Raw genomic sequence first — 22,554 nt, 5'->3', positions numbered from 1 at the left:
TCACCTCGCAGGCGCGAGCGCTGTTCGACCTCTCTACACTAGTTCCGCTGCTACCCCACCGACACACTCGATCTCGTCTCGAACGTTGGCCCCCTACGATTCCCGCACCAACGGCTCGTACCACTCGCGGTTCGCCTGATACCACTCGATGAACTCGCCGACGCCCTCCGCGATCGTCCGCGAGGGCTCGTAGCCGATCACCTCGCCGGCTTTCTCAACGGACGCGTGTGTGTGCTCGGCGTCGGCCTCCCGCGCGGACTCGTACTCGATCTCCAATTCGGGTGCCAACTGATCTCGCACGGTCTCGGCCAACTTCTGAATCGAGATGTTGTCCGAGCTCCCGATGTTCAACACGTCGCCGTCCGCGGCGTCCGATTCTAACAGCGTCCGGTTTGCGTCCACCACGTCGGCCACGTACGTGAAGTCCCGCGTCTGCTGGCCGTCGCCGTAGATCACCGGCGGCTCCCCGTTCACACACCGCGAGACGAAATTCGAGATGGCCATGTTCGGCCGCATCCGCGGGCCGTACACGGTGAAGTAGCGCAGACACACCGTCGGCAACCCGTGGAGCTCCGTATACACCCGCGCCATGTGTTCCTGCGTGAGCTTTGTCACCCCATAAGGGCTCACCGGCTCGGTCGGGTGATCCTCCTCGTAGGGGAGCGACTGCGGCTTCCCGTACACCGACGAGGAACTCGCGAGAATCACCCGGTCCACGTCAGCCTCCTTCGACGCCTCCAAGAGATTCACCGTCCCATCGACGTTGATATCGGTCACCTTCCGAGGGTTATCGACGCTCTCACGAACGCCCGCCTGCGCGGCTTGATGGACGACAACATCGGCGTCAGCGACGAGTGCTTCGACTGTCTCGGGGTCCCGCACGTCGCCTTCCACGAACTGGTAGTCGACGGCACGGCCCTCGGCGACCTCGCGGTGGACATCAAGGGTGTGGCGTTTGATCCCCTCCGCGTAGAACGGCTCCAGGTTGTCGAGGACGGTCACGTCGTGGCCGTCGTCGAGAAACGCCTCGGCGAGATGGCCGCCGATGAACCCGGCCCCGCCCGTCACGAGAATACGCATACGCGCCGTTCAGCGGGCCGACACAAAACTCGCGCGGTTCCTCTGTTGGCAGCTTCGCAGGGGACCAATGGATGTTTTCGATAGTGTCACGACCACACCGCCGTCACCACGTCCTCGCCGACCTTCCAGAGCTGGCGCGCCACGATCTTCAGGTCGTACGCAAACGACTGCTCGCGGACGTACTGGAGGTCGTACCGAAGCTTCGCCCCGGGATCGACGCTGCTCGCGTCGTTGATCTGTGCGAGGCCGGTGAGGCCGGGCTTGACGAACCACCGCTTGCGCCACGTCTCGGCTTCGTCCTCGAGGAGGTGTTCCTCCTCGGTCCACACCGCCCGCGGGCCAACAACGCTCATGTCCCCGCGGAGAATCGACCACAGCTGGGGAATCTCATCGAGGTGTGTCTGCCGGAGCAGCCGGCCCACCCGCGTGATCCGGTCGTTGTCGTCGTCGTCGATCGGCGTCGCCGATTCCCCTTCCGGGGCCATCGAGCGGAACTTGAACACGGGGAACGTCTCACCGAACACCGCGGTTCGCTCCTGCCGGTACAATACCGGGCCGCCGTCCTCAAGCTTGACCGCGAGCGCGATAACCACGATTACCGGCGACAGTGCGAGCAGCCCCGCCAGCGAGAAGGCGATATCGAAGCCGCGCTTGAACATGTAGTCTTGGATGTCCCACGGCTCGATCTCGACGTCGACGAGCGTGGCGTTCGGGTCCGGCGTGTCCGTCAACACCGTGTCCGCGTGGGCCGGGTGGACCTTCGCGGCAACCCCGTGTTCGTAACACGCGTCGAGCGCGCCGAAAAACTCCGCTCGGTCGGGCTCGTCGAACGCTAGCACGACCGTGTCGACGTCCTGTTCGACGAGGATATCCTCAAGCCGCGAGAGGCCGCCGAGTCGAGCGAGCCCTGACGATTGACGACCGCCGTCCACGGCGTGTGCGACCCCGGCGGATCCGACGCCGGGATTCTCGGTGACCGATTGCTGGTCGGTCAACGCGTGGACCGTCGTCGGACAGAGGTAGCCGAGTAGCGGGAGATCCGTGCCACGCGCGACTTCGGCGATCTGTTCGGGATCGTCCCCGACGATGATCGCGCGCTCGCTGCGGGCCTCGGGGCGGCGCAGCCAGATGAACCACGCCGGTAAGACGACCAACAGCAGCGGGGAGATCAACACCAGTGTCAGCCGCGGCACCTTGTACGTGTAATCGAAGTAGCCGATGGTCGCGAGCGCAAACACCGCGACGAACACGCGCTTGTGCGCGAGCGCGACGATGTCGAGGATTCGCCGTGGGCGTGGCTTGTACAGCGGGACGAACGCAGCCGTCACGACCACGACAGTCAACGCGACCTCGATGACGAACTCCGCACCGGTGGGCGGGTCCACGGGGAGACGGGCGAGGACGGGCACGGTCGACACGATTGCCTGGACGGCGCCGTTGTTGACGAGCATCACTGCGAGCCCGACCAGCGCGGCGACGCCTCCCACGCTTGCGGCGCGGTACCGCCATCCCGTATCCATTATCAAATACAGTCACATGTACCGAGTTAAACACTATGTTTCCCGCCCCGGAACCGGCGTAGGAACCGACTACCCTCACGACACCCTCATCACGGAGGCCGACTTCCGCCCGCGACCGAAACCGCTAATCGGCGTCCCCAATAGGTGACAGCCAATGCCCGCGCCAGAGGAGACGACCGCGGCAGCGCGCGAGTTCCTCGCCGACCATCCCGAGGCCGAGGACGCCCTCGCGGCCCTCATTGAGCGCGACGCTCAGGGAGCGCCGTGGACGTTCGCCGACATCGCCCTCGACTCCGGCCAGTTCGGCGAGCTCGTCGCCCGCGACCTCGCGACGTCCGTCGACGACGGCTACCGCCTCGAGAATCCGGACGCGATCCGCGCCGTGATCGAGGCGGGAGCTGCCCCAGCCGACGGCGCGGACGCGCCCGCCGAGGAGGCAGCCGCGGACGAGGGAGGATTCGCCGCAACGTCGTCCGCTGACGCCTCCGCCATGCTGTCGCGCCTCCCCACTCTAGCCGACGTCGACACCCTCACGCTGCTCGGGCTCGTCGGGACGCTCCTCGCGGTCGCCGGTGCGCGCCTCGTCGCCGCACCCGCGGTTTTCCAGCAGGGGTTCGTCGTCTCGCCGGCCAACGACACCTACTTCTTCCGGTACTGGCAGGAGCGGCTCGCAGCCCGCGCCGACGGCCTCCTCGATCTGGGGTTGTTCGCCGACATGGGCGGCGCCGCGGGCACGCGCCCGCTCGCCCACGCAACGAACTGGTGGGTGACGGTCCTGCTCGGCGGTGTTGACGCCGCGCCCGCGGTCGCCGCGTGGCTCCCGGTCGTCGCGTCCGTCTGTCTGGGGTACCTCGTCTACCGGACCGCGCGACTGCTCACCGGCGACGTCCGCGTCGCGCTCGCGGCGGTGCTGTTCTACGGGCTCGCGCCGGTGAACGTCGTGTACACCTCCGTCGGCTTCCTCGACCATCAGGCCCACCAGTACCTGTGGCTCGGACTGCTCGTCGCGACGCTGACCGCGCTCGGCGTCGACGTCGCGCGGCGGATCGGACACACTGGCGCGCAGACGGCCGCCCGAGCGCACGCACGCGACGCAACGATGTGGATAATTACGCTCGGGCTCGCCGTCGCCGTGGCTGCGTCTGCGCACGCGTACGGCGGCTCGCCGCTCACGTTCGTCCCAGTCGCGGCCGTCGTCGGGCTCCGCGTTGCCCTCGACGTACGCCACGACATCTCGCCGGCCGCTGCCAACGCGCCGCTGCTCGGCGGGCTTACGCTCGGCGCCGGTGGGGCGCTCGCCGCGCACCTCGCGCTGGGGTGGCACGAGTCGATCGCCGCGGTGACGCCCGTCCTCGTCGCGGGCGGCGCGCTCGTGGTGGTCGGGCTTGGCGAGTTGTGGCGCCGCGTCTCGCTGCCGCCGCTCGCGCTCGTCGCGGCCGAGGTCGTCGTCGCCGTCGGCGGGCTCGTCGCCTACGCGCGCCTGCGTCCGGGTGACATCGAACGTATTCGGACGCGCGCGGACGACCTATTCTTCCGCGAGGGCATCTCCGAGACGGCCTCGCTGTTCAGCCCGGACTTCGCGGTGATCTTCGGCCCACTGCTCCAGCTCGGGCTTGGCTTCTACTTCGCGGTCGCGGTGCTCGCGGTCGCGACGTGGGCGGTCGCCCGCCGCTACGAGCCGGGGTGGCTCGTCTTAGTCTGTTTCGCGTGGTACTACACGCTGCTCGCGACGGTTCAGGTCCGGTTCGCGGGGCAGCTGGCGATCATGATCGCGCCGTTCGCGGGGATCGGGCTCGTCTATCTCCTGTCGGCGATCGATATCGCGCGGCCCGTCGCCGTCGTGGGTCGGCCCGCCGACTCCGACTCCCAGTCGCCTCGCGCTCGGAACGAAGACACGGCATCCGAGGAGGGGTCGATCACGTCGCTCGGACTGCCGGACGGCACCCGGGTGCGCGGGTATCTTGTCGCGACGATCCTCGTCGTGTTGCTGTTCAATCTGCTGCTTGTCCCGTCGCTCGTCGGGCAGACAACTCACGATCGCGCGCAGTTCGACGCCGCGCTCACGGTCGATTCTCACGCCGAGGGCGTCGACCGGGAGTACCCGCAGAACTTCGTGTTGAGCCAATGGGGCGATAACCGCATGTACAACTACTTCGTGAACGGCGAGTCGCGGAGCTACGGCTACGCCCGGAGCAATCACGAGCAGTTCCTCGCCTCGTCCGATCCGGATGACTGGTACGATCGGTTCCAAGGCCGGGTCGGGTACGTTGTCATCACCGATCGCGAGGGCGCACCGGCGAACACCACCTACGCAGCGCTCCATGAGGGACTGGGCCTCGGCGCCAACGGCACCGCGCCGACCGGCCACTATCAGTTGCTCGCGAGCGACGACGGTGTGCGAACGTTCGCGGTTGTTCCCGGGGCGACGATAGTGATCGCGGACCCAAGCGGCGAAGCGGTGACCGCGACGACGACCGTGACGGTCGATGGTGGGGATGGTGACGCGACGTACGAGTACGCGCGCAGCGCGACGGTCGCAGACGGCACCGCGACGATTCGCGTCGCACATCCCGGCGAGTACCAGGTGGGCAACCGTAGCGTCACAGTGACCGACGACGACGTCTTCGCGGGCAACCAGACGACGGTCCCGTCGGCGTAGGCGCTTCGTTTCGTTTCGGATGCGCAATCGGGGCACAGCGGAGCCGATCCGTCGCACGCAGAAGGACGGAGCCGAACGGGCCCAAACGACCGAGCGTCCCCTACCGCCGGTGTGACTGCTCGGTCGCGTGGGTCCGAGAGGCCCGGTCGAACAATGGTTATCTCGGCTTGTACCTGTTTCGGTCGACTGAATCTCAACAAAGTCCTCAGTTCATATACCCGTCGATGCTCCCGCACGAACGCCTCGAAATCGAAAACGGCCGACTCACGCCCTCAGAACCCTGTGAGACGTATTCACACACGTCCTCGATCGACACAAAGTACTTATACTAACCGCCGCAATCATCGGTCGCAGCCCCTACCCCACAATGCGACACGACCGCGAGTAATCCGCGCCAAGTTCGGCTGTTCCACATCGAGTATGTTGGCAGACGACGAACGGGCGACTCAGGCGAGGACAAAGCAGACTGTCGCGACGCAGACCACAACAACAACAATGACAAACGACAATAGTACACGCAAGAAGGCCAATTCGGTCTTCTTTGCTGCAGTCATGGTTATTTCCATGGTTGCCGTTGGCTTCGCTGCTGCGCCCGCTGCGGCGGCAGTCAACGATGTCGATGCAGACGCAAACTTCGACAACGCGTCTGACCTTCAGGGTAGCCTTATCTACTCCGGTCAGAACGTTGTCGTAGGCACAGAAGTAGATAGTACCGACGACGTCCAGCTCCGGCGCTCAACCGGAGACGACTCGTCGACACCGGTTGCCTCACTTCAGGTTCAGACAAATACCAACGGTAGCGACTATGTAAAGTTCGATACTGATGGTCTCCAGACGGGAGACTACTTCCTCCAGAGCATTGGTACCTCTGAGTTCGACAGGAACAATTCGAGCTTCGAGATTGTCCAGCAGGGACTTGACGCCGAGTTCGACCCTACTGAGGTCGACAACGGCGGCGAGAGTTCCGACTCGACGCTCTCGATCAGTTCCGACTTGCGGAACGACTACAACGTCACCCTGTCGATCGACGGTCTGACTGACGAGGAGGACTACGACTTCATCCTCGACAACGACGCGACTCAGCTCGAAGGTAGCGCTAACGCGACCTTCGACCCGGATGAGGAAGCGGTCCTCATTGAGGACGCTGAGGGCGACCATGATATCGACTTCACCGACGTTGATGCCGGCGAGTACGACGTTGACTTCTCCGTGACCGACACGGACGCGGAAGACACCGCGACCGTCAACGTCTCCGACATCGGTGAGGGCGAGGTTGACTTCGAGAACAGCTTCATCACCGCCGACCAGGGTGACGTGGCCGAGATTACGCTCACCTTCGAGGGTGACGCTGATCAGGCCTTCCTCCGCATCGGCGACGAGGAAGAGGTCGGCTACTCCGCGAACGTCACCGTTGACGCCAACGGCAACGACGAGGTTACGCTCGGATTCAACACGTACACCGCTGGTACGAACATCTCCGAGGATAGTGACCTCGTCACTGTAGTTGGTGAGTACGAGGACGACGATCCGTCTGTCGGCCTGAACGACACCAACCCGCAGAGTAGCGACAACCTCGACGACATCCTCGCCACGGGTACGTACCCGATGGAGCTCGACTCGACGAGCTTCGAGCAGATCAACAACGACAACTCGGACACCGTGGGCGACCTCTCCATTGAGGAGCGCTCGGTGGACGCTTTCAACATCTGGACAACCTCGGAAGAGGTCTTCGACGATGTTGAAAACGAGGAGGACATCCTGAACGCGGCCGAGAACGGCACGGTCGTTCAGCAGAGCGAGATCGCCAACGGCGACTACATTATCCACGAGGTCGAAGCGACCGGCCTTGAGGGTCTCTTCGCTGCTGGCCTCTCCAACGAGAACGCCACGTTCGACGACAAAACCGGCCTGCTCGGTGCGCTGAGCGGTGACGACCGCAGCGGCATCGATCTCCGCATCCAGCAGACTGACGCGACTACGCCGCCGAACTCGCAGCCGAAGACCGTCAACCTCTCCGAGACGGCCACCACCGGTGACGGCATCTCCGTCATCGAGGGTGACGGCGCGTACTACATCGCGTTCCGCAGTCAGGACGTCCAGCTCGAACAGGATAGTCGCAGTGTTGCCTTCGACGACGAGTTCAACGTCCGTCTCCGCATCAAGGACGAACGGCTCCTCAACCCGAACCAGGAGGAGCTCGACGACGGTGACATCAGCGACTTCTACCAGACCGTAACGACCCAGTTCAGTGTCGTGGAGCCCACGGGCGAGTTCGATACGCCGGTGGAAGTCACGAACGCTGAGGGTCAGGTCATTGAGGGTACGACGAACGTCGCGCCCGGCAACACGCTTAACATCCGTGCTCGCTCGGCCGACGACGTCACCCCCGGCTTCGTTGTCTCGCAGTCCAGCGTTGAAGTCTCGGCCGACGGCACGTTCACTGCCGACGAGCTCGACTTCAGCGACGCCTCTGTGGGCAACAACTTCACCGTGACCACTCAGAACGCTCCGTTCGCGGAGCAGGCTGAGGCCGACGGCACGGTCGTCGAATCGGTCGGCGGCGGCGAGGGCGAGGCGACCTTCGAGGTCTCCGACCTGAGCCCGCAGGAAGCCACCGCGACCGCTGGTGACTCGGTCGACGTCTCCGCGACGATCGAGAACACCGGCGACGCGGAAGGCACGCAGACCGTCGCGCTCACGCTCGACGGCGAGGAGCTCGACACGACTGAGGTCACGCTGGAATCCGGCGCGACCCAGACGGTTGAGTTCACCGCCGACACGTCCGGCCTCGAGGCCGGCGACTACGAGCACGGCGTCGCGACTGACGACGACGAGGCAACCGGCACGCTGACCATCGAGGCCGCCGACGACGGCGACGGCGAAGGCGATGGTGAGGGTGACGGCGAAGGCGACGGCGAAGGCGACGGCGAAGGTGACGGCGAAGGTGACGGCGAAGGCGACGGCGAAGGCGACGGTGAAGGCGACGGCGAAGGTGACGGTGAGACCGAAGACGGCACGCCCGGCTTCGGTGCGCTCGTCGCGCTCGTCGCGCTCATCGCCGCTGCGCTGCTCGCGACCCGCCGCAACGAGTAACATCGTTGTCTAACGGTCGCGACCCGTAGCCTCCAACCATCGGCCCACGCGGGCCGACCCACACGCGGTCTTTCTTTATCGCGCTCGACTGCTGAGCGACAGCGAGCGGCGGCGCTCGCGCTCGTCGTGATCGGGTGTCGTGTTCTGACGCCGAGTTCGCTCGTCGCTTCCGAGCAGAACGACTCGTGACCCGGTTCGGGATCTAGGATTTCTCCGGGCGGACGCGGATTTAAGAACGTCGGCGGGCAAAGACGCGGTATGGCTGCTGAGATATCCGACCGCGTACGCGAAATCGCGGCGGCTCGCGAGCTCTCCGAGTCCGAGGTCTTCGAGCGCGCCCTCGAACGAGGCCTCGAAGCCCTCTGGGAAGACCTCGTCCTCGCGCAATACCTCGCCGGCGACCTCGACCGTGCCGCGGCGATCGACCGTGTCGGGCGGGCGACGGTCGAGCGTGCCGACCGAGAGTGTTCGATCGTCGAGGACGACGTCGACTGGGGCCTGAACGCGTGACACTCGCGGCAGTCTCGGACGCGGGACCGCTCATTCATCTTGCCGAAATCGATTCGCTGGAACTACTCGCGACGTTCGACACACTCCTCGTTCCAAAGACTGTCTACGAGGAAGTCGAGTCCGGTGGTGTTCCTGCCGGGCTATCGGATCTCTCGTACGAACTCATCGAAGCCGACGAACGTCGAGTTGACGAAACAGAACTGGATGCGGGAGAGCGCGCCGCAATTGCGATCGCGAAGGATCGAAGCGTCGTCCTGCTGACGGATGACCTGGCTGCCCGGGAGGCCGCATCCGACGCTGGCGTCGACGTACACGGTACCGTCGGCATTATCGCACTCGGCTACGGTCGCGAGGTACTCGATAAAGACGAGGCGAAATCTCGTATGCGCGCACTCCAACGTGAAACGAGTTTGTTCATCTCTGAGACGGTCATAGAGCGTGGCATCCAAATGCTCGATGAACAATAACCTGATACCATTGGTCTGTGTACCAATGAATGGGTGGCCTCACTGACCGACGACGCCACGGTGATATCCATGACCGACACCACGCCGCCGCTACACCCGATGGAGCGCGAACGGCTTCGAGCCGAATCGACCCTCGTCGTGACCGTGAACTCGTCCGGCGAGTTCCACGACGACGTCACCGACGCGATCGAGACGCTCGAACGGGGCGACGCGACCGACGCCACGCCGACGCTCGCGTTCGCCAGCTACGACGACCTCATGGCGACGCTGACGCCGCGTGTCCTCGATCTCATTGAAGCGGTCCGCCGAGACGAGCCGGCCAGCATCAATGAGGCCGCACGGGTCGTCGACCGGGACGTGAAGAACGTCCACGAGGAACTCGGTCGGCTCGCCCGACTGGGAATCATCTTCTTCGAGGAAGACGGCCAGCGCAAGCGCCCGGTCGTCTGGTTCGACGAACTCGTCATCAACCTCCCGTTCGATCCGGAGGCCGACGACGCGGCCGCTGCCGCGCCGTGACTCCTCCCGAGAACGCGAAACGAACGCCGGCAGATCAGAAAATCGCTACTCCTCGTCACGCTCACGCCGCCAGCGGCGGCGCTCGCAGCGGACGATGCTCGGCGAGCGCGTTCGAATCGAGTCGCACTGAGAGCCGGGATCCGGAAAAACAGTTACTCTGTTTCGAGCTGCTCGTAGATGACCGCGTGTCGTCGACCGTCGAGTTCACCCATCTTCAAGGCGATCGCTCGGCGTTCCGCGTCCGTTTCGGCCGACTGATACCGCTCGTACAGGCTGCGGACTTCGTCATCGACCGAGGTTGTGGAATCGCTACTGGACGCTATCTGTGTGGTGTTCTGGAAGTTACAAAATAAAAATCCCGCTCCTCAGGGCAGGGAGAATGTCAACCACAAAATCATCGTTCGTTCCGCAGGCCCGATCCTCGCCTCACTGTCTCCGATCGGTCACCACCCAGACCGCCTACTCCTCGTCGCGCTCGACGACGACTGTCCGCCCGGTCAACGTCTCCGGCGTGAAGCGGTAGAGCTCGATGTCCAGCTCCGGCTTGTCGTCGGCCCAGATCTCGAACAGCGGGCGCTGCGTCTCGCCGTACTGCGCGATCGTCTCGGGGGTGAGCTCGTCGAGGTCGACTCGTTCGAGCGGGCCGACGCCGACGACGCTCGCGTACTCGTCGCCGTCCTCTTCGTAGACGACCACGCGGGCCTCCGGCGTCGACGCGAGGAACTCGCGCTTCTCGCTGTCGGGCGTCGACACCAGCCGGAGGTACAGCGCGCGCTCGTCGGCGTCGTACCCGTAGGAGATCGGGATGGCGTACGGCGCGTCGCCGCGCGCGAGCGCGAGGACCCCCGTCTCGTGGCGGGACAGGTGCGCGTCCACCTCGGCCGGCGACATCTCGACCTCGCTGTTCGTCGGCATACCCGAATGTCTCCGCACGAGGTGATAAAGGGCACGAGACGACGCGCGACGGGGCGGGGGCTCGCGGGGGGCTGGCGCCGCTGCGCCGTGTCGACGACACTGGCGGAGCGCTCCGGATCGGTCGCCGACGGCGCCGCTCAGCCCATCTCCGGCGCCGAGCCCACGTCCTCCTCGGTGACCGGTGCCCCGCAGACGACGCAGCCCGTCTCGAGCAGCGTCTCCCGTATCGCGTCGTCCACCTCGATCGAGCGCCGACACTCCGGGCAGACGAAGGTGTGGGTGGATCGCCCCGCCATACCTGTGGGTACGACCCCCACGCTCATCAAACGGGCCGCGGATTCTCGCGAGTTCGAAATGTGATGAACGATCCTCAATTAAGCAGCGCCCCGAACAGCTTCCGCTGGGCGGCCGCGACGTGTTCCGTGAACGTCGAGCGCCCGATCCCCAGCGACTCGGCGACCTCGCCGGCGTTGGCCCCCTTCGGGTGGTCGAAGTAGCCCGCCTCGTAGGCGGCCGCCAGCACCTCGCGCTGGCGCTCCGTCAGCTCGCTCCGGTCGACGGTCACGAGGTCCGACTCCGTCGGTGTCGTCGTCGACTGGAGTAAGCGCTTCACCTCCATGTCCGGACAGGCGTCGCGGAACGCCTCTAAGACCGACCGCAGCGTCGGCAGGTCGCTCGCGTGGAAGGTGATCCGGAGCCGGCCGTCGCGGACCGTCGCCTCCGAGACTGGCGTCTCGTGGCGGTCGAGGACGACGAACGGCGAGTCGGGGTCGACGGCCGCCTCGAACCGGTACGCCGCCCGGCCGCCGTAGTCGAAGACGACCTCGACTCCCTCGGGGACCGAGAGGTCGGCGTCCGCGATGAACTCCACGACCACGCGCTCGCGGTCGTCGGCGGGCGCGCAGCGCGCGACCTCGGTGACCGGTGTCGCCCCGTCGACGACGCCGTCGAACGGGGACAGCGCGGTCGGCAGCGAGACCTCCGCCCGGATTCCCGATCCCATCTCGTTCGTCCGTACCCGCCCCGGGCAAAAACGTTGGCGGGCGCGCCGCCCAGTATAAAACACCCAGCATATGATGGGCCACTGTTCGGGGGCGTGGAGCCCTTCTCTACAGATATGAAACGCCCCCCGCGCACGACCGACGCGACGACGACCGAGGGAGACGCGGCGCTCGACGCCACGTTCGAGGCGCTCGCCGACGCCGACTGTCGGGCGATCCTTTCCGCGGCGGCGACGCCAAAGACGACGAGCGAGCTCGCCGACGACTGCGACATCGCGCTCTCGACCGCCTACCGGAAGGTCGAGCTGCTGAGCGAGACGCCGCTGCTCGCCGAGGGGGTCCGGTTCGACCCGGACGGCGACCACGCCGCCGAGTACGTCCGCGACGCCGGAGACGCCGCGATCGAGCTCGGCGACGACGGCGTGACGCTCACGGTCGACGACGGCGGGGCCGACCCTCTCGCCGCCGCGCTCGATGTCCCCGGCGTCTCGGCTGACTGACCGCCGTTCCCGGCGGTGGGTCGCCACGTCGCCGCCGCGCTACACCGCCGCGCTACACCGTCGCACCGCCGCCGCGCCGCCGCGCCGCGCGGCTGCGTTTCGAATCTGATAATCGAACGGCCAACGTTTTATTTCAGTTCAGGGTGGTCCCCGATATGTCTCGCTCGCCGGAGCCAGAGACCCTCATCGATCTCGCGCAGGACAAAATCGCGGTGATCGACGAGGCGGGCCGGTTCCGGTACCTCAACGCGGCCACCCGCGACCTGCTCGGATACGACCCGGACGAGCTCGTCGGGACGGACGCGTTCGACCTGGTTCACCCCGACGACGTCGACCGCGTCCGGACGGCGTTCGAGGCGCTCGTCGCCGACGGCACGCGCCCGGACGCTCCCTTAGAGTACCGCTACCGGACCGCCGACGGCGACTGGGTGTGGTTCCGCACTCGCGTGTTTCCGCCGGCGGAGACCGGTCTCGACGGCTACGCGCTGAGCTCTCGCGACATTACCCTCGAAGTCGAGTCCCGGCGGCGCCTGGAGACCATCGCCTCGACGTCGCCGGACGTGTTGTGGATGTTCAGCGCCGACTGGAGCGAACTGCTGTTCGTTAACGGTGCGATCGAGTCGGTGTTCGGAATCACCCCCGAGACCCTCGAACGCCGGCCGCGAGTGTTCTTGGAGGCCGTCCACCCCGACGACCGGGCGGACGTCGAGTGCGCGATGGAGCGGCTCTCCGCCGGCGATCCGACGAACCTCGACTACCGGATCGGCTCCCCGGACGGCCCGACCACCTGGGTCAGGGTGCCCGCGCGCCCCGTGCGGGAAGACGGCGAGGTCGTCGCGGTCACCGGGTTCGCCCGCGACGTCACCGACGAGTACCGCCGCGAGCGCCAGCTCACGGTGATGGACAACCTGCTCCGGCACACCATCCGCAACGACATGAACGTCGTCGACGGCACCGCGGAGCGGATCGCCGACCGCGTCGACGACGCCGTCAGCGCGGCCACGACGGCGACCGAGGGGGGCGACGCGGTGCCCGCGGACGTCGACCTGGCCGAGCTCGCCGCCGACCTGATCGACCACGCGGAGACGGTCCGCCGTGTCGCCGACGACCTGCTGACCACGGCCGAGAAGCAGCGCGGCGTGATCGACCTGCTCCGGGAACACGAGTCACCCCAGCCGCTCCGGGTCGCGCCGCTCGTCGAGCGCGCGGTGGCGGACGCCGTCGACGACGCGGGCGAGGCGCCCGCCGACGTCTCCGTCGCCTGTCCCGACGACGTGCGCGCGTTCACGCACCCCGAGCTCGACTACGCGATCGCCGAGCTGATCGAGAACGCGATCGAGCACGCGGAGGCGGCGCCGACGGTCGAGATCGAGGTCACCGCGCCCGCAGACCGTGTCGAGATCGCGGTCCGCGACAACGCGCCGCCGATCCCGCCGGCCGAGCGCGACCCCATCACCGACCGATGGAAGATGGACGACCTCAGACACACCGGCGGGATGGGGCTGTGGCTCGTCTACTGGATCGCGGACCGCTCCGGCGGCGACCTCGCGTTCGACGCCGGCGCCGACGGCAACGAGGTGACAATCAGCGTCCCCGACGCCGACGCCGACCCCTCCTTCCCGGCGGCCGACCGCGGCCCGCCGCCGGTCTCCGAAGTCCGGCCGGCCGCGGCCGAACCGGACGGCGGGGCGACGGCGCCGGTCGCCGGCTCCGAGGCGGTCGCCTCCGAGTCAACCGATATCGGGTCCGCTGCGGCCGAGTCCGCCGATACCGAGTCCGCCGATACCGAGTCCGTTCCGGCCGAATCCGTCGCGGCCGAATCCGTCGTGGACCACGAATCCGCTGACTGTGAGTCGGCTCCGGACCGCGAGCCGACCGGAGACCGCGAGTCGACCGCGGACCGCAACCCCGACGACACCGACGCCGCCCCCGGTCCGCCGTGAGGATCGCCGGGCGGCCAAGCGAAACCCGATCGATCGTTCACCATAGGACCCGATTTCGAAGAACCTCCCACCGATCTTAAGCCGTCGCTTCGCGTACTCCCGCGTTGATGGGTACGCTCAACGATCTGTTCGACCCGGACCGGGTCGCCGTCGTCGGCGCGACCGCCCGCGAGGGCGCCGTCGGTCGCGCCGTCACGTCGAATCTCCTCGACGACTTCGACGGCGACACGGTCCCCGTCAACCCGAACTACGACGAGGTGCTCGGTACGCCGTGCGTCGACGAGGTCGCCGACGCGGACGCCGACGTCGCGGTCGTCGTCGTCCCCCCGTCCATCGTGCTGGACGCCATCGAGGCGTGCGGCGAGGCGGGTGTCCGCAACGTCGTCGTGATCACCGCCGGGTTCGGCGAGACGGGAGAGGACGGAGCGGCGAGGGAGCGTCGCCTCGCGGAGCTAGCCGACGAGTACGACCTCAACCTCGTCGGCCCCAACAGCTTAGGGATCATGTCGACCCCCTCGGGGATGAACGCGACGTTCGGCCCCGAGAACGCGCTGCCGGGCGGGCTCTCCTTCATGAGCCAGTCGGGCGCGTTCGTCACCGCGGTCCTCGACTGGGCCAACGACAACGGGATCGGCTTCAAGGACGTGGTCTCGCTCGGCAACAAGGCCGTCCTCGACGAGACGGACTTCGTCGACCACTGGGGAGACGACGAGGAGACCGACGTGATCATCGGCTACCTCGAGGGGATCGAGGACGGCCGCGAGTTCATCGAGACCGCCCGCGAGACGACCCAGGACACCCCGATCGTCGCCGTGAAGTCCGGGCGGACGAGCGCGGGCGCGCAGGCCGCCTCCTCGCACACCGGCACGCTCGCGGGCTCCGACAAGGCGTACGAGGCCGGCCTCGATCAGGCGGGCGTCATCCGCGCGGAGTCGGTCGACGAGCTGTTCGACTCGGCGGGCATCCTCGGGAGCCAGCCACTGCCCGACACCGACAGCGTCGCCATCGTCACGAACGCCGGCGGCCCCGGCGTGATGGCGACCGACGCCGTCGGGGACGCCGACCTCGACATGGCGTCGTTCACGGCCGAGACGAGCGATGCCCTCGCCGCGTCGATGCCCGAGGAGGCGAACATCCACAACCCGGTCGACGTGATCGGCGACGCCGACGTCGAGCGGTTCCGCGAGGCGCTGGAGATCACCGTCGAAGACGACAACGTCGGCGCCGCGCTCGTGCTGGCCGCGCCGACGGCGACGATCGACTTCGGCGACCTCGCGGACGCGATCGAGGCGGTCAGCGAGGAGATGGACGCGCCCGTCGCGGCCTGCCTGATGGGCGGCGACCGGACCCGCGAGCCGAAACAGCAGCTTCAGGCGCGGGGGATCCCCTGTTACTTCGACCCCGCCCGCGGGATCGAGAGCCTCGCGACGCTCGCGCGCTATCGCGACATCAAGGCGCGCGAGTACGCGCCCCCCATGTCGTTCGACGTCGACCGCGAGCGCGCCCGCGAGATCCTCGGGACGGTGCGCGACCGCGACGACAACCGCTTGGGCGTCGAGGCGATGGAGCTGCTCGACGCGTACGGGATCCCCACGCCCGACGGCGAGATCGTCGACTCGCCCGAGCGCGCCCGCGAGGTCGCCGAGGGCGTCGACGGCGACGTTGTGATGAAGATCGTCTCGCCGGACATCCTGCATAAGTCCGACATCGGCGGCGTCGCCGTCGGCGTCGCCGACGCGGACGTGGCCGACACCTACGAGGACCTCGTCACCCGCGCGCGCAACTACCAGCCGGACGCGACCGTCCTCGGCGTTCAGGTACAGGAGATGGTCGATCTCGACGACGGCGTCGAGACGATCGTCGGCATGAACCGCGACCCGCAGTTCGGCCCGCTGCTGATGTTCGGGCTCGGCGGCATCTTCGTGGAGGTGATGGAGGACACCACCTTCCGCGTCGCGCCCGTCTCCGAACCCGAGGCGCGCGAGATGACCGAGGAGATCCAGTCGGCGCCGCTCCTGCGCGGCGCTCGCGGCCGCGACCCCGTCGACGTCGACGCCGTGGTCGAGACGATCGGCCGGCTCTCGCAGCTGGTCACCGACTTCCCGGCGATCCTCGAACTGGATATCAACCCGCTCGTCGCACTGCCCGACGACGACGGCGGCACGAACGCCGCCGCCGTCGACGTGAGACTCACCGTCGATCCGGAGGAACTAGACTAATGACAGACACACCCACCACACTCGTCACCGCAACCGGAGACAGCGCCGGAAAGACAGCGATCACCGTCGCCTTAGCGCGGCTCGCCGCCGACCGCGACCGCAGCGTCGGCTACATGAAACCGAAGGGCACCCGGCTCCAGTCGAACGTCGGCAAGACGCTCGACCAGGACCCCATGCTCGCCCGCGAGGTGCTCGGCCTCGACGCCGAGATGCACCAGATGGAGCCCGTCGTCTACTCCCCGACGTTCGTCGAGGGCGCGATCCGGGGCACCGAGGACCCGGCCGCGCTCCGCGACCGGATCCGCGAGGAGTACGACGACATCGCCGCCGACAACGACCAAGTGTTCGTCGAGGGCGGCGGCAGCTGGACCACCGGCGGCGTCGTCGACCTCACCGACGTCGACGTCGCGGAGCTGCTCGACGCGCGGGTCGTCCTCGTCGCCGAGTACGGCTCGCCGAACGACTTGGACGAGGTGCTGGCGGCCGCCGACGCGTTCGGTGACCGCCTCGTCGGCGTCGTCTTTAACAAGGTGTCCGACGACGCCTTCGAGTCGCTCGACCAAGACGGGATTCCGTTCCTCGAATCGAAGGGGATCACCGTCTTCGGCGCGATCCCCCACGAGAAGTCGCTCGCGGGCGTCACGGTCGGCGAGCTCGCCGACGAGCTGGGCGCCGAACTGCTCACCGACGCCCCCACCGACGCGTTCGTCGAGCGGTTCCTCGTCGGCGCGATGGGCGGCGACGAGGCGCTCCGCTACTTCCGGCGCGCCCGCGACGCCGCGGTCATCACCGGCGGCGACCGCGCGGACGTCCAGACGGCCGCGCTCGAAGCCTCTGGGGTCGCCTGCCTCGTCCTCACCGGCGGCCACCGTCCCTCGGGCGCGGTGCTGGGCAAGGCGGCCGACGCCGGCAAGCCCGTGCTGGCGGTGAACACCGACACGGTCACCGCCATCGACCGCGCCGAGGAGGTCGTCCGCGGCGGGCGCACGCGCGACGTTCGGACGGTCGACCGGATGGCCGAACTGCTCGGCGACCACGTCGACGTCGACGCGCTCGTCTGAGCCGGACGCCGACCCTTCCGTTTCGCCCGCACCGGTGGTCGCGTTCGCCCGCGATCCGTGATCGTCTGACGTACTGTTTTCACGGTGGACGACGTACCCCGCCTATGACCAGTCTCTCGGAGGCGTACGGTGGACGGGGGCGCTCCGGGGCCGACCCGCGGCGGCTGTACCTCGGCGTGGGATCGTTCGCCGCGGGGGCGCTGCTCCTCGTCGCGGGCATCCTCGCGGCGGCCGAGGTGGCGGTGCCGGCGGGGTACAGCTCCGCCGCGGCCCGGGAGCTCGGCGGGATCCTCGGCGGCATCGGCGTCCCGCTCGTGTTGATCGGCGTGATGGCCGTGCTGCCGGCCGACCGCAACACCTACGCCGCGGCGGTCGTCGGCGCGGCCGTCATGTGTCTCGGCGTGGCGGTTTTCACCTACGCGTACCCCGAACGGTGGGTCGGCGGGCCGCGCCCGGACCTCCCGAACCTCACCCTCCACACCGCCGGCGTCTACTTCCTCGGCGCCGCGACGACGCTGTGGAGCGTGTTCGTCGGCGTCGCCAACTTCAAGACCCGCAACGACCCCGGCGGCACCGTCTCGATGGAGGTGACCCATAAAGGGGAGACGAAGGTCGTCGAGGTCCCCCGCGACCAGCTGGGGAGCCGCGGCGGCGTCGGTCTCCTCGGCGGCACCCCCGACGGCGACGTGGAGACGCAGACGAACCGTCCCGACGACGCGAACCGGTCGGCGCGCGACGCGAACCGGTCGGCGGACCGAGACGCCGCCGGCGCGGCGTCCGGCCCCGGGACGACGGCCGACTCCGGAGCGGCGACCGGCACCGGCGCGTCGGACACCACCGGCGGCCGGTCGAGCGGCGCGGGAGGCTCCGGCGCGGGCGGGCGGACGACCGACGCGGGCCGGTCCGGGACGGGCGGATCCCCCATGTCCGGCTCGGCGGGCGTGAGCGACGGCGGCAGCGCCGACACCGACATCTCCTCGCCGCTCGACGAGGCGGGACCGGAGGGGCCGTCCTCGCCGTCGACGCCGGAGTCCGCGCCCTCGCCCGGCGCCCCCGCCGCGCGCGACGGCCCGGGCGACACCTACTGCGGCAACTGCGCGAAGTTCGACTACGTCCGGACGGACGACGGGATGCGCCCCTACTGCGCGCACTACGACGAGCTGATGGACGACATGGAGGCGTGCGACTCCTGGACGCCGCGATAGGCGCGCTCGCCGCCGCGAGAACGCCGACGAGACCGTGCGACCGTCCGCGCTCGCCCGGCACAAGAGCTAACTCACGCTCCGCCGACGGGCCCGTATGGACGACCGCAGGACCCTCTTCCTCGCCGGATTCGTCGGGGCGTCGCTATCGTACATCTTCAACGTCCTCGCGTTCACCGGTACGTTCGACGTGTTCCGCTGGGTCGTGTTCGTCGCGCTGTACGTCGGGTTCACGTACGGATTCGACCGGTTCATCGGCTGGCAGACCGGCTCGGCCTGAGCGTCTCCGGTGCCGATATCGGTTGGTCCCGCTCCAACCCGAGGATTTCGGACGGGTCGAGGCGAGCGCCTCGGCGCAGAGGGCCTTACACCGGCTCCGCGGAGGGGAGCTGCGACTCCGCGACGGCGAACGCGAGCGTGCTCAACACGCCGATGAGCGTCCCGGCCGCGAGCGCCATCGCCAGCTCCGAGAGCCCGAGCGCCGTCACGCCGGGCGCGTCCGGGAGGAAAAAGCCGGAGACCGCGAACAGCACGACGGCGATGGCGGCCACGTAGAAGGGGGCGTTGAGGTAGCGCCACCGGAACCGACCGGCGAGGTACTCGTCGGTGATCTGCCCGAGGCTGGAGGTGACGCCCGCGACGCCGAGCCACTGGACGAACCCGTGGACGAACGCAGCGAGGGCGGTGCCGGCCGCGAGCGGGCTTCCCTGCGCGGTCCGGACGACGTCGACGGTGTCGACGCCCTGAACCCCGCCGACGACGACTAAGGCGAGCGCGACGACGTAGGTGACGAGCGTCACGCGGCCGGTGTAGAGGACGTTGCGGACGCTCTCGGCGGTCCCGTCGACGGTGTCTTCGAGCCCCAGCCCGCGGAACAGCGAGTAGAGCCCGACCGCGCCGGAGAGGATTCCCAGCACTGCCGCGCCGGCCACGTCGAAGAGGTTGGCGACGACGACCAACGGGTAGATGAGGAGGACCACGCCCAGCGGGATTAAGATTGTGCCGCGCGTCTCCGGGTCCGCGAGCACCTGCTTGATCGTGTAGTAGAGCGACTCGAGGTCCTGCGCCTGCCGGACGACGACGCGGCGCATCCCGTCGATCGGCATCCGCGAGCGGATCACGGGGAGGACGGACTCGTCTTGGGCGCCGTCGGTGATCACGACCGCCGACACCTCCTCGCCGGTCGACAGCTCGGCGAGCACGCGGTCGACCTCCTGGCCGACCGCGCGGTTCGCCTTCACGTCCGGGCCGTCGACGCCCGTGACGGCCGCGACCTCGACGGCCTCGCCCTCGGCGGCGAGCTCATCATGGACGTTGACGCCCTGGAAGAGGACGTTCACGTCGGAGTCCTCGGGGTCGGCGGTCGCGAGCGCGACCGCGGCCTCGGTGACGTCGTCGGCGCCGATGACGGGGGTGGGGATCCCCGTCTTGCGGCCGAGGTCGTCGTCGAGGTCGACACAGAGGACGAGCAGCATCGTTCGAGGCTACGCGGGGGGACGGCATATGTTTTCGGCTCGGGTCGCGCCCGGCGAACCCGGCGACCGCGTCGGCCCGAACGGTCGCTCCGTCACTCCTCCTCGTTTGGCTCGTGTTCGAGCCCGTTCATCATGCGGCGGACGTTCTCGCCGTCGCTGAACGCGGCCGGATACGCCGCCAGCGGGAGGACGAAGTCGTCCTCGACCTCGACCGGCTCGCCGATGTGAAGCTCCAGCTCGGTGTCCGCGCCGGTCCCCTCGATCTCGCCGTCGGCCGTGTACACGACGACCTCGGCGTCGGACCCGAGGACCTCTGTGGAGTACTCCGAGCCGCGTTCGAGGTCGCCGACCCCCTCGTACCGGCTCAGGATGAGCTCGGCGCGCTCGCGGGTGCCCAGCTCGGCGATCGGATTGAGCGCCCGGCCGAGTACCTCGATCTGCGGCGTCGTCACCGCGGCGAAGACGGCGGCCTGGTAGCGCTCGCCGAACAGCTCGACGGCCTTGTCGTACTCGGCGACGGTGTTCGTCACGCGGACCTCGCGGGTCTGTCCGGCGACCTCCACCTCGCGCGAGATCACCTCGTCGGAGACCTCGTTGAGCTCGTATCCGCTCTCCGAGAGGGTCGCGTCGGCCACCGTCGCGGTGCCCGCCGCGAACTCCGCGGGCCCGTCGCCGGTCGCGACGTCGAGCGCGGTACAGCCGGCGAGGCTTGCGAGTCCGACCGCGCCGCCGGCGGCGAGCGCCCGGCGGCGCGTGACCGCGTCGCTCGGTGTCTCGGTCTCGGCGTCGTCGTCGGTCGGGTCTCGGTCCATGCCCGCCACTGGCGGCGGCGGGGGTACATACTTTGTGTTTGAACCGGTCGGTCGTCTCGGGCGCCGCCGACCGCTGGCCTGCCCGAACACGCCGCCGTGACAACCGCTCTCGCCCGACTCCGCGCTTCGCACGCTTTTTCACGTCGCGGCCGGTAGAAGGGGGTAGATGATCTCCAAGGGCTGTGAACAGTGCGCCAAGGGCGGGAAGATGGTGCTTTTCGTCTACGGGTACTGCGACCAGCGGGACTGCTTCTACTGCCCCCTCGGAGAGAACCGGAAGAACGTCACCGACGTGTACGCCAACGAGCGGAAAGTCGAGTCCGACGAGGACGTGATCGAGGAGGCCAAGCGCATGAGCGCGCTCGGCACCTCGATCACCGGCGGCGAGCCCCAGGAGGCGATGGCGAAGACGACCCGGTACCTCGAACTGCTGAAAGACGAGTTCGGCGAGGACCACCACACGCACCTCTACACCGGAATTACGGGCGGCCGCGAGAACATGCGGAAGCTCTCGGAGGCCGGCCTCGACGAGATCCGCTTCCATCCGCCGGTGGAGCTGTGGGGCGACATGCACGGGACCGAATGGGAGGAGATCCTGTACATCGCCCGCGAGGAGGGGCTCACCCCCGCCTTCGAGATTCCCGGGATCCGCGCGGAGCCGGAGTTCTTGGAATTCCTCGACGAGGGCGCCGCGGAGTTCTGTAACATCAACGAGTTCGAGATGTCCGACGGGAACTACCGCCGGATGCAAGAGGAGGGGTTCGAGCTTCAGGAGGGGCACATGTCCGCGGTCGAGGGGTCGAAGGACGCCATCCTCGAGGAGATGGCGAGCCACGAGCAGGTGTACTTCTGTACCTCGGTGTTCAAAGACGCCGCGCAGCACCGGAACCGCCTCAAGCGCATGGCGAAGAACATCCGTCGGGAGTTCGACGAGGTGACCGACGACGGAACCTTAGTCTACGGGAAGGCGTTCGCCGACGCCGACCGGTTCGAGTCGCTCGGCGTCCCCGAAGAGTTCTACACGGTGAAGTCGGACCACGTCGAGGTGGCGTGGTGGCTCCTCGAAGAGATGGTCGAGGACGGCGACCTCGCCGAGGGCGAGATCGTCGAGCAGTACCCGACCGTCGACGGCACCGTCGTCGAGCGGACCCCGGTCGCCTGAACGAGCAGATTTCGATTCTCATTGTCAACGACTCTCGTTCGTTACCCGCGGGGACAGCGGTGGCGCGCGCCTGCGAGCGGCCGGAGCGAAGCGGAGGCCGCGAGTCAGCGCGTGCGAGGGAGTCAGTCGGCCGGAGCGTAGCGGAGGCCGGCTGACGAGGCTGGGGAGGCGTGAGGTGCAGTCGCCGTACGGGGTGGGACTCAAAGGGGCAGCCGGGAGGCCGCCGTAGGCGACGCAAGCACTGGAACGAGGGAGCGAACGGAGTGAGCGACCGAGTGAAGCGCGCAGCGAGCGTACGGCGGCCTCACGGCTGGGGCTTTGGCGGTGTTCACCGTCGATTCTCCGTCAGCGATTTATTACCGAGCGGCTGGGGCTTTGGCGGTGTTCACTGCCGATCCGTTGGCAGTCATTTATAA

Annotated in this window: 20 protein-coding genes; 12 read left to right on the top strand and 8 right to left on the bottom strand. The window is 67.9% G+C overall.

Going from position 1 to position 22,554, the window contains the following annotated elements; translation table 11 throughout:
- Positions 1–93: 93 nt before the first annotated feature.
- Together J7656_RS14310 and J7656_RS14305 are read right to left on the bottom strand one after the other, a co-directional pair.
- On the bottom strand, positions 94–1,080 hold the full coding sequence (locus J7656_RS14310; protein WP_211553645.1) for an NAD-dependent epimerase/dehydratase family protein: 987 nt from the start codon (positions 1,078–1,080) through the stop codon (positions 94–96).
- 86 nt (positions 1,081–1,166) lie between these two features.
- Positions 1,167–2,600 (bottom strand): sugar transferase, encoded by a 1,434-nt coding sequence (locus tag J7656_RS14305; protein ID WP_211553643.1) that lies wholly within the window; start codon positions 2,598–2,600, stop codon positions 1,167–1,169.
- A 154-nt stretch (positions 2,601–2,754) separates the two neighbouring features.
- On the opposite strand from J7656_RS14305, the gene J7656_RS14300 reads away from it, so the two are divergent.
- The 5 genes from J7656_RS14300 to J7656_RS14280 all read left to right on the top strand — a co-directional run bounded on the left by J7656_RS14300 (position 2,755) and on the right by J7656_RS14280 (position 9,848).
- Complete coding sequence (locus J7656_RS14300; protein WP_211553641.1) at positions 2,755–5,259, top strand: hypothetical protein; 2,505 nt, start codon at positions 2,755–2,757, stop codon at positions 5,257–5,259.
- 495 nt (positions 5,260–5,754) lie between these two features.
- A complete protein-coding gene (locus tag J7656_RS14295) occupies positions 5,755–8,352 on the top strand; it encodes a BGTF surface domain-containing protein (protein ID WP_249191470.1) in 2,598 nt (865 codons plus the stop codon).
- 258 nt (positions 8,353–8,610) lie between these two features.
- Entirely contained in the window at positions 8,611–8,862 is a 252-nt protein-coding gene (locus J7656_RS14290; protein WP_017342237.1) for a hypothetical protein, read from the top strand.
- The gene (locus tag J7656_RS14285; RefSeq protein ID WP_211553640.1) at positions 8,859–9,329 is read left to right on the top strand and encodes a PIN domain-containing protein; all 471 of its coding nucleotides are present in this window, start codon (positions 8,859–8,861) and stop codon (positions 9,327–9,329) included. The genes J7656_RS14290 and J7656_RS14285 overlap by 4 nt, the downstream gene beginning before the upstream one ends.
- Positions 9,330–9,398: 69 nt before the next feature.
- The gene (locus J7656_RS14280) at positions 9,399–9,848 is read left to right on the top strand and encodes an HVO_A0114 family putative DNA-binding protein (RefSeq protein WP_249191469.1); all 450 of its coding nucleotides are present in this window, start codon (positions 9,399–9,401) and stop codon (positions 9,846–9,848) included.
- 152 nt (positions 9,849–10,000) lie between these two features.
- On the opposite strand, the gene J7656_RS15335 is transcribed toward J7656_RS14280, so the two are convergent.
- The 4 genes from J7656_RS15335 to J7656_RS14265 all read right to left on the bottom strand — a co-directional run bounded on the left by J7656_RS15335 (position 10,001) and on the right by J7656_RS14265 (position 11,766).
- The gene (locus J7656_RS15335; protein WP_484494416.1) at positions 10,001–10,171 is read right to left on the bottom strand and encodes a hypothetical protein; all 171 of its coding nucleotides are present in this window, start codon (positions 10,169–10,171) and stop codon (positions 10,001–10,003) included.
- Between the two features lie 136 nt (positions 10,172–10,307).
- Entirely contained in the window at positions 10,308–10,763 is a 456-nt protein-coding gene (locus J7656_RS14275) for a pyridoxamine 5'-phosphate oxidase family protein (protein WP_211553639.1), read from the bottom strand.
- A 137-nt stretch (positions 10,764–10,900) separates the two neighbouring features.
- A complete protein-coding gene (locus tag J7656_RS14270; RefSeq protein ID WP_017342243.1) occupies positions 10,901–11,059 on the bottom strand; it encodes a DUF7560 family zinc ribbon protein in 159 nt (52 codons plus the stop codon).
- A 74-nt stretch (positions 11,060–11,133) separates the two neighbouring features.
- Positions 11,134–11,766: a helix-turn-helix domain-containing protein gene (locus tag J7656_RS14265; RefSeq protein WP_211553638.1), complete on the bottom strand. Its 633-nt coding sequence runs from the start codon at positions 11,764–11,766 to the stop codon at positions 11,134–11,136.
- A 114-nt stretch (positions 11,767–11,880) separates the two neighbouring features.
- Here J7656_RS14265 and J7656_RS14260 point away from each other — a divergent pair, with 114 nt between their 5' ends.
- The 6 genes from J7656_RS14260 (at position 11,881) to J7656_RS14235 (ending at position 18,969) form a co-directional block, all read left to right on the top strand.
- Positions 11,881–12,264, top strand: coding sequence for a winged helix-turn-helix domain-containing protein (locus J7656_RS14260; protein WP_017342245.1), 384 nt, complete (start codon positions 11,881–11,883; stop codon positions 12,262–12,264).
- A 155-nt stretch (positions 12,265–12,419) separates the two neighbouring features.
- The gene (locus J7656_RS14255; RefSeq protein WP_211553637.1) at positions 12,420–14,207 is read left to right on the top strand and encodes a PAS domain-containing protein; all 1,788 of its coding nucleotides are present in this window, start codon (positions 12,420–12,422) and stop codon (positions 14,205–14,207) included.
- Between the two features lie 107 nt (positions 14,208–14,314).
- The gene (locus tag J7656_RS14250; RefSeq protein WP_211553636.1) at positions 14,315–16,426 is read left to right on the top strand and encodes an acetate--CoA ligase family protein; all 2,112 of its coding nucleotides are present in this window, start codon (positions 14,315–14,317) and stop codon (positions 16,424–16,426) included.
- Entirely contained in the window at positions 16,426–17,487 is a 1,062-nt protein-coding gene (locus tag J7656_RS14245; protein WP_211553635.1) for a phosphotransacetylase family protein, read from the top strand. Before J7656_RS14250 ends, J7656_RS14245 begins: the two co-directional genes overlap by 1 nt.
- Positions 17,488–17,591: 104 nt before the next feature.
- Positions 17,592–18,692 (top strand): cell division protein CdpA domain-containing protein, encoded by a 1,101-nt coding sequence (locus J7656_RS14240; RefSeq protein ID WP_211553633.1) that lies wholly within the window; start codon positions 17,592–17,594, stop codon positions 18,690–18,692.
- Positions 18,693–18,786: 94 nt separating this feature from the next.
- Positions 18,787–18,969: a hypothetical protein gene (locus tag J7656_RS14235; RefSeq protein ID WP_017342250.1), complete on the top strand. Its 183-nt coding sequence runs from the start codon at positions 18,787–18,789 to the stop codon at positions 18,967–18,969.
- Positions 18,970–19,054: 85 nt separating this feature from the next.
- On the opposite strand, the gene J7656_RS14230 is transcribed toward J7656_RS14235, so the two are convergent.
- The gene (locus J7656_RS14230) at positions 19,055–20,164 is read right to left on the bottom strand and encodes a DUF373 family protein (protein ID WP_017342251.1); all 1,110 of its coding nucleotides are present in this window, start codon (positions 20,162–20,164) and stop codon (positions 19,055–19,057) included.
- A gap of 92 nt (positions 20,165–20,256) precedes the next feature.
- The gene (locus J7656_RS14225) at positions 20,257–20,976 is read right to left on the bottom strand and encodes a DUF6517 family protein (protein ID WP_211553631.1); all 720 of its coding nucleotides are present in this window, start codon (positions 20,974–20,976) and stop codon (positions 20,257–20,259) included.
- 166 nt (positions 20,977–21,142) lie between these two features.
- Here J7656_RS14225 and J7656_RS14220 point away from each other — a divergent pair, with 166 nt between their 5' ends.
- Complete coding sequence (locus J7656_RS14220; protein ID WP_211553629.1) at positions 21,143–22,138, top strand: radical SAM protein; 996 nt, start codon at positions 21,143–21,145, stop codon at positions 22,136–22,138.
- The last annotated feature ends 416 nt before the right edge of the window (positions 22,139–22,554 follow it).

Source organism: Halorubrum ruber (assembly GCF_018228765.1).
Lineage (GTDB): Archaea > Halobacteriota > Halobacteria > Halobacteriales > Haloferacaceae > Halorubrum > Halorubrum ruber.
This window is presented reverse-complemented; position numbering and strand designations above follow the sequence as displayed.

What these genes read in the sequence shown, in the direction of transcription:
- J7656_RS14295 (WP_249191470.1), top strand. Translation starts at nt 5,755, where the DNA reads ATGACAAACGACAATAGTACACGCAAGAAGGCCAATTCGGTCTTCTTT.
- J7656_RS14305 (WP_211553643.1), bottom strand. Translation starts at nt 2,600, where the DNA reads ATGGATACGGGATGGCGGTACCGCGCCGCAAGCGTGGGAGGCGTCGCC.
- J7656_RS14255 (WP_211553637.1), top strand. Translation starts at nt 12,420, where the DNA reads ATGTCTCGCTCGCCGGAGCCAGAGACCCTCATCGATCTCGCGCAGGAC.
- J7656_RS14250 (WP_211553636.1), top strand. Translation starts at nt 14,315, where the DNA reads ATGGGTACGCTCAACGATCTGTTCGACCCGGACCGGGTCGCCGTCGTC.
- J7656_RS14235 (WP_017342250.1), top strand. Translation starts at nt 18,787, where the DNA reads ATGGACGACCGCAGGACCCTCTTCCTCGCCGGATTCGTCGGGGCGTCG.
- J7656_RS14240 (WP_211553633.1), top strand. Translation starts at nt 17,592, where the DNA reads ATGACCAGTCTCTCGGAGGCGTACGGTGGACGGGGGCGCTCCGGGGCC.
- J7656_RS14220 (WP_211553629.1), top strand. Translation starts at nt 21,143, where the DNA reads ATGATCTCCAAGGGCTGTGAACAGTGCGCCAAGGGCGGGAAGATGGTG.
- J7656_RS14300 (WP_211553641.1), top strand. Translation starts at nt 2,755, where the DNA reads ATGCCCGCGCCAGAGGAGACGACCGCGGCAGCGCGCGAGTTCCTCGCC.
- J7656_RS14275 (WP_211553639.1), bottom strand. Translation starts at nt 10,763, where the DNA reads ATGCCGACGAACAGCGAGGTCGAGATGTCGCCGGCCGAGGTGGACGCG.
- J7656_RS14270 (WP_017342243.1), bottom strand. Translation starts at nt 11,059, where the DNA reads ATGGCGGGGCGATCCACCCACACCTTCGTCTGCCCGGAGTGTCGGCGC.
- J7656_RS14245 (WP_211553635.1), top strand. Translation starts at nt 16,426, where the DNA reads ATGACAGACACACCCACCACACTCGTCACCGCAACCGGAGACAGCGCC.
- J7656_RS14225 (WP_211553631.1), bottom strand. Translation starts at nt 20,976, where the DNA reads ATGGACCGAGACCCGACCGACGACGACGCCGAGACCGAGACACCGAGC.
- J7656_RS14310 (WP_211553645.1), bottom strand. Translation starts at nt 1,080, where the DNA reads ATGCGTATTCTCGTGACGGGCGGGGCCGGGTTCATCGGCGGCCATCTC.
- J7656_RS14230 (WP_017342251.1), bottom strand. Translation starts at nt 20,164, where the DNA reads ATGCTGCTCGTCCTCTGTGTCGACCTCGACGACGACCTCGGCCGCAAG.
- J7656_RS14265 (WP_211553638.1), bottom strand. Translation starts at nt 11,766, where the DNA reads ATGGGATCGGGAATCCGGGCGGAGGTCTCGCTGCCGACCGCGCTGTCC.
- J7656_RS14290 (WP_017342237.1), top strand. Translation starts at nt 8,611, where the DNA reads ATGGCTGCTGAGATATCCGACCGCGTACGCGAAATCGCGGCGGCTCGC.
- J7656_RS14260 (WP_017342245.1), top strand. Translation starts at nt 11,881, where the DNA reads ATGAAACGCCCCCCGCGCACGACCGACGCGACGACGACCGAGGGAGAC.
- J7656_RS14280 (WP_249191469.1), top strand. Translation starts at nt 9,399, where the DNA reads ATGACCGACACCACGCCGCCGCTACACCCGATGGAGCGCGAACGGCTT.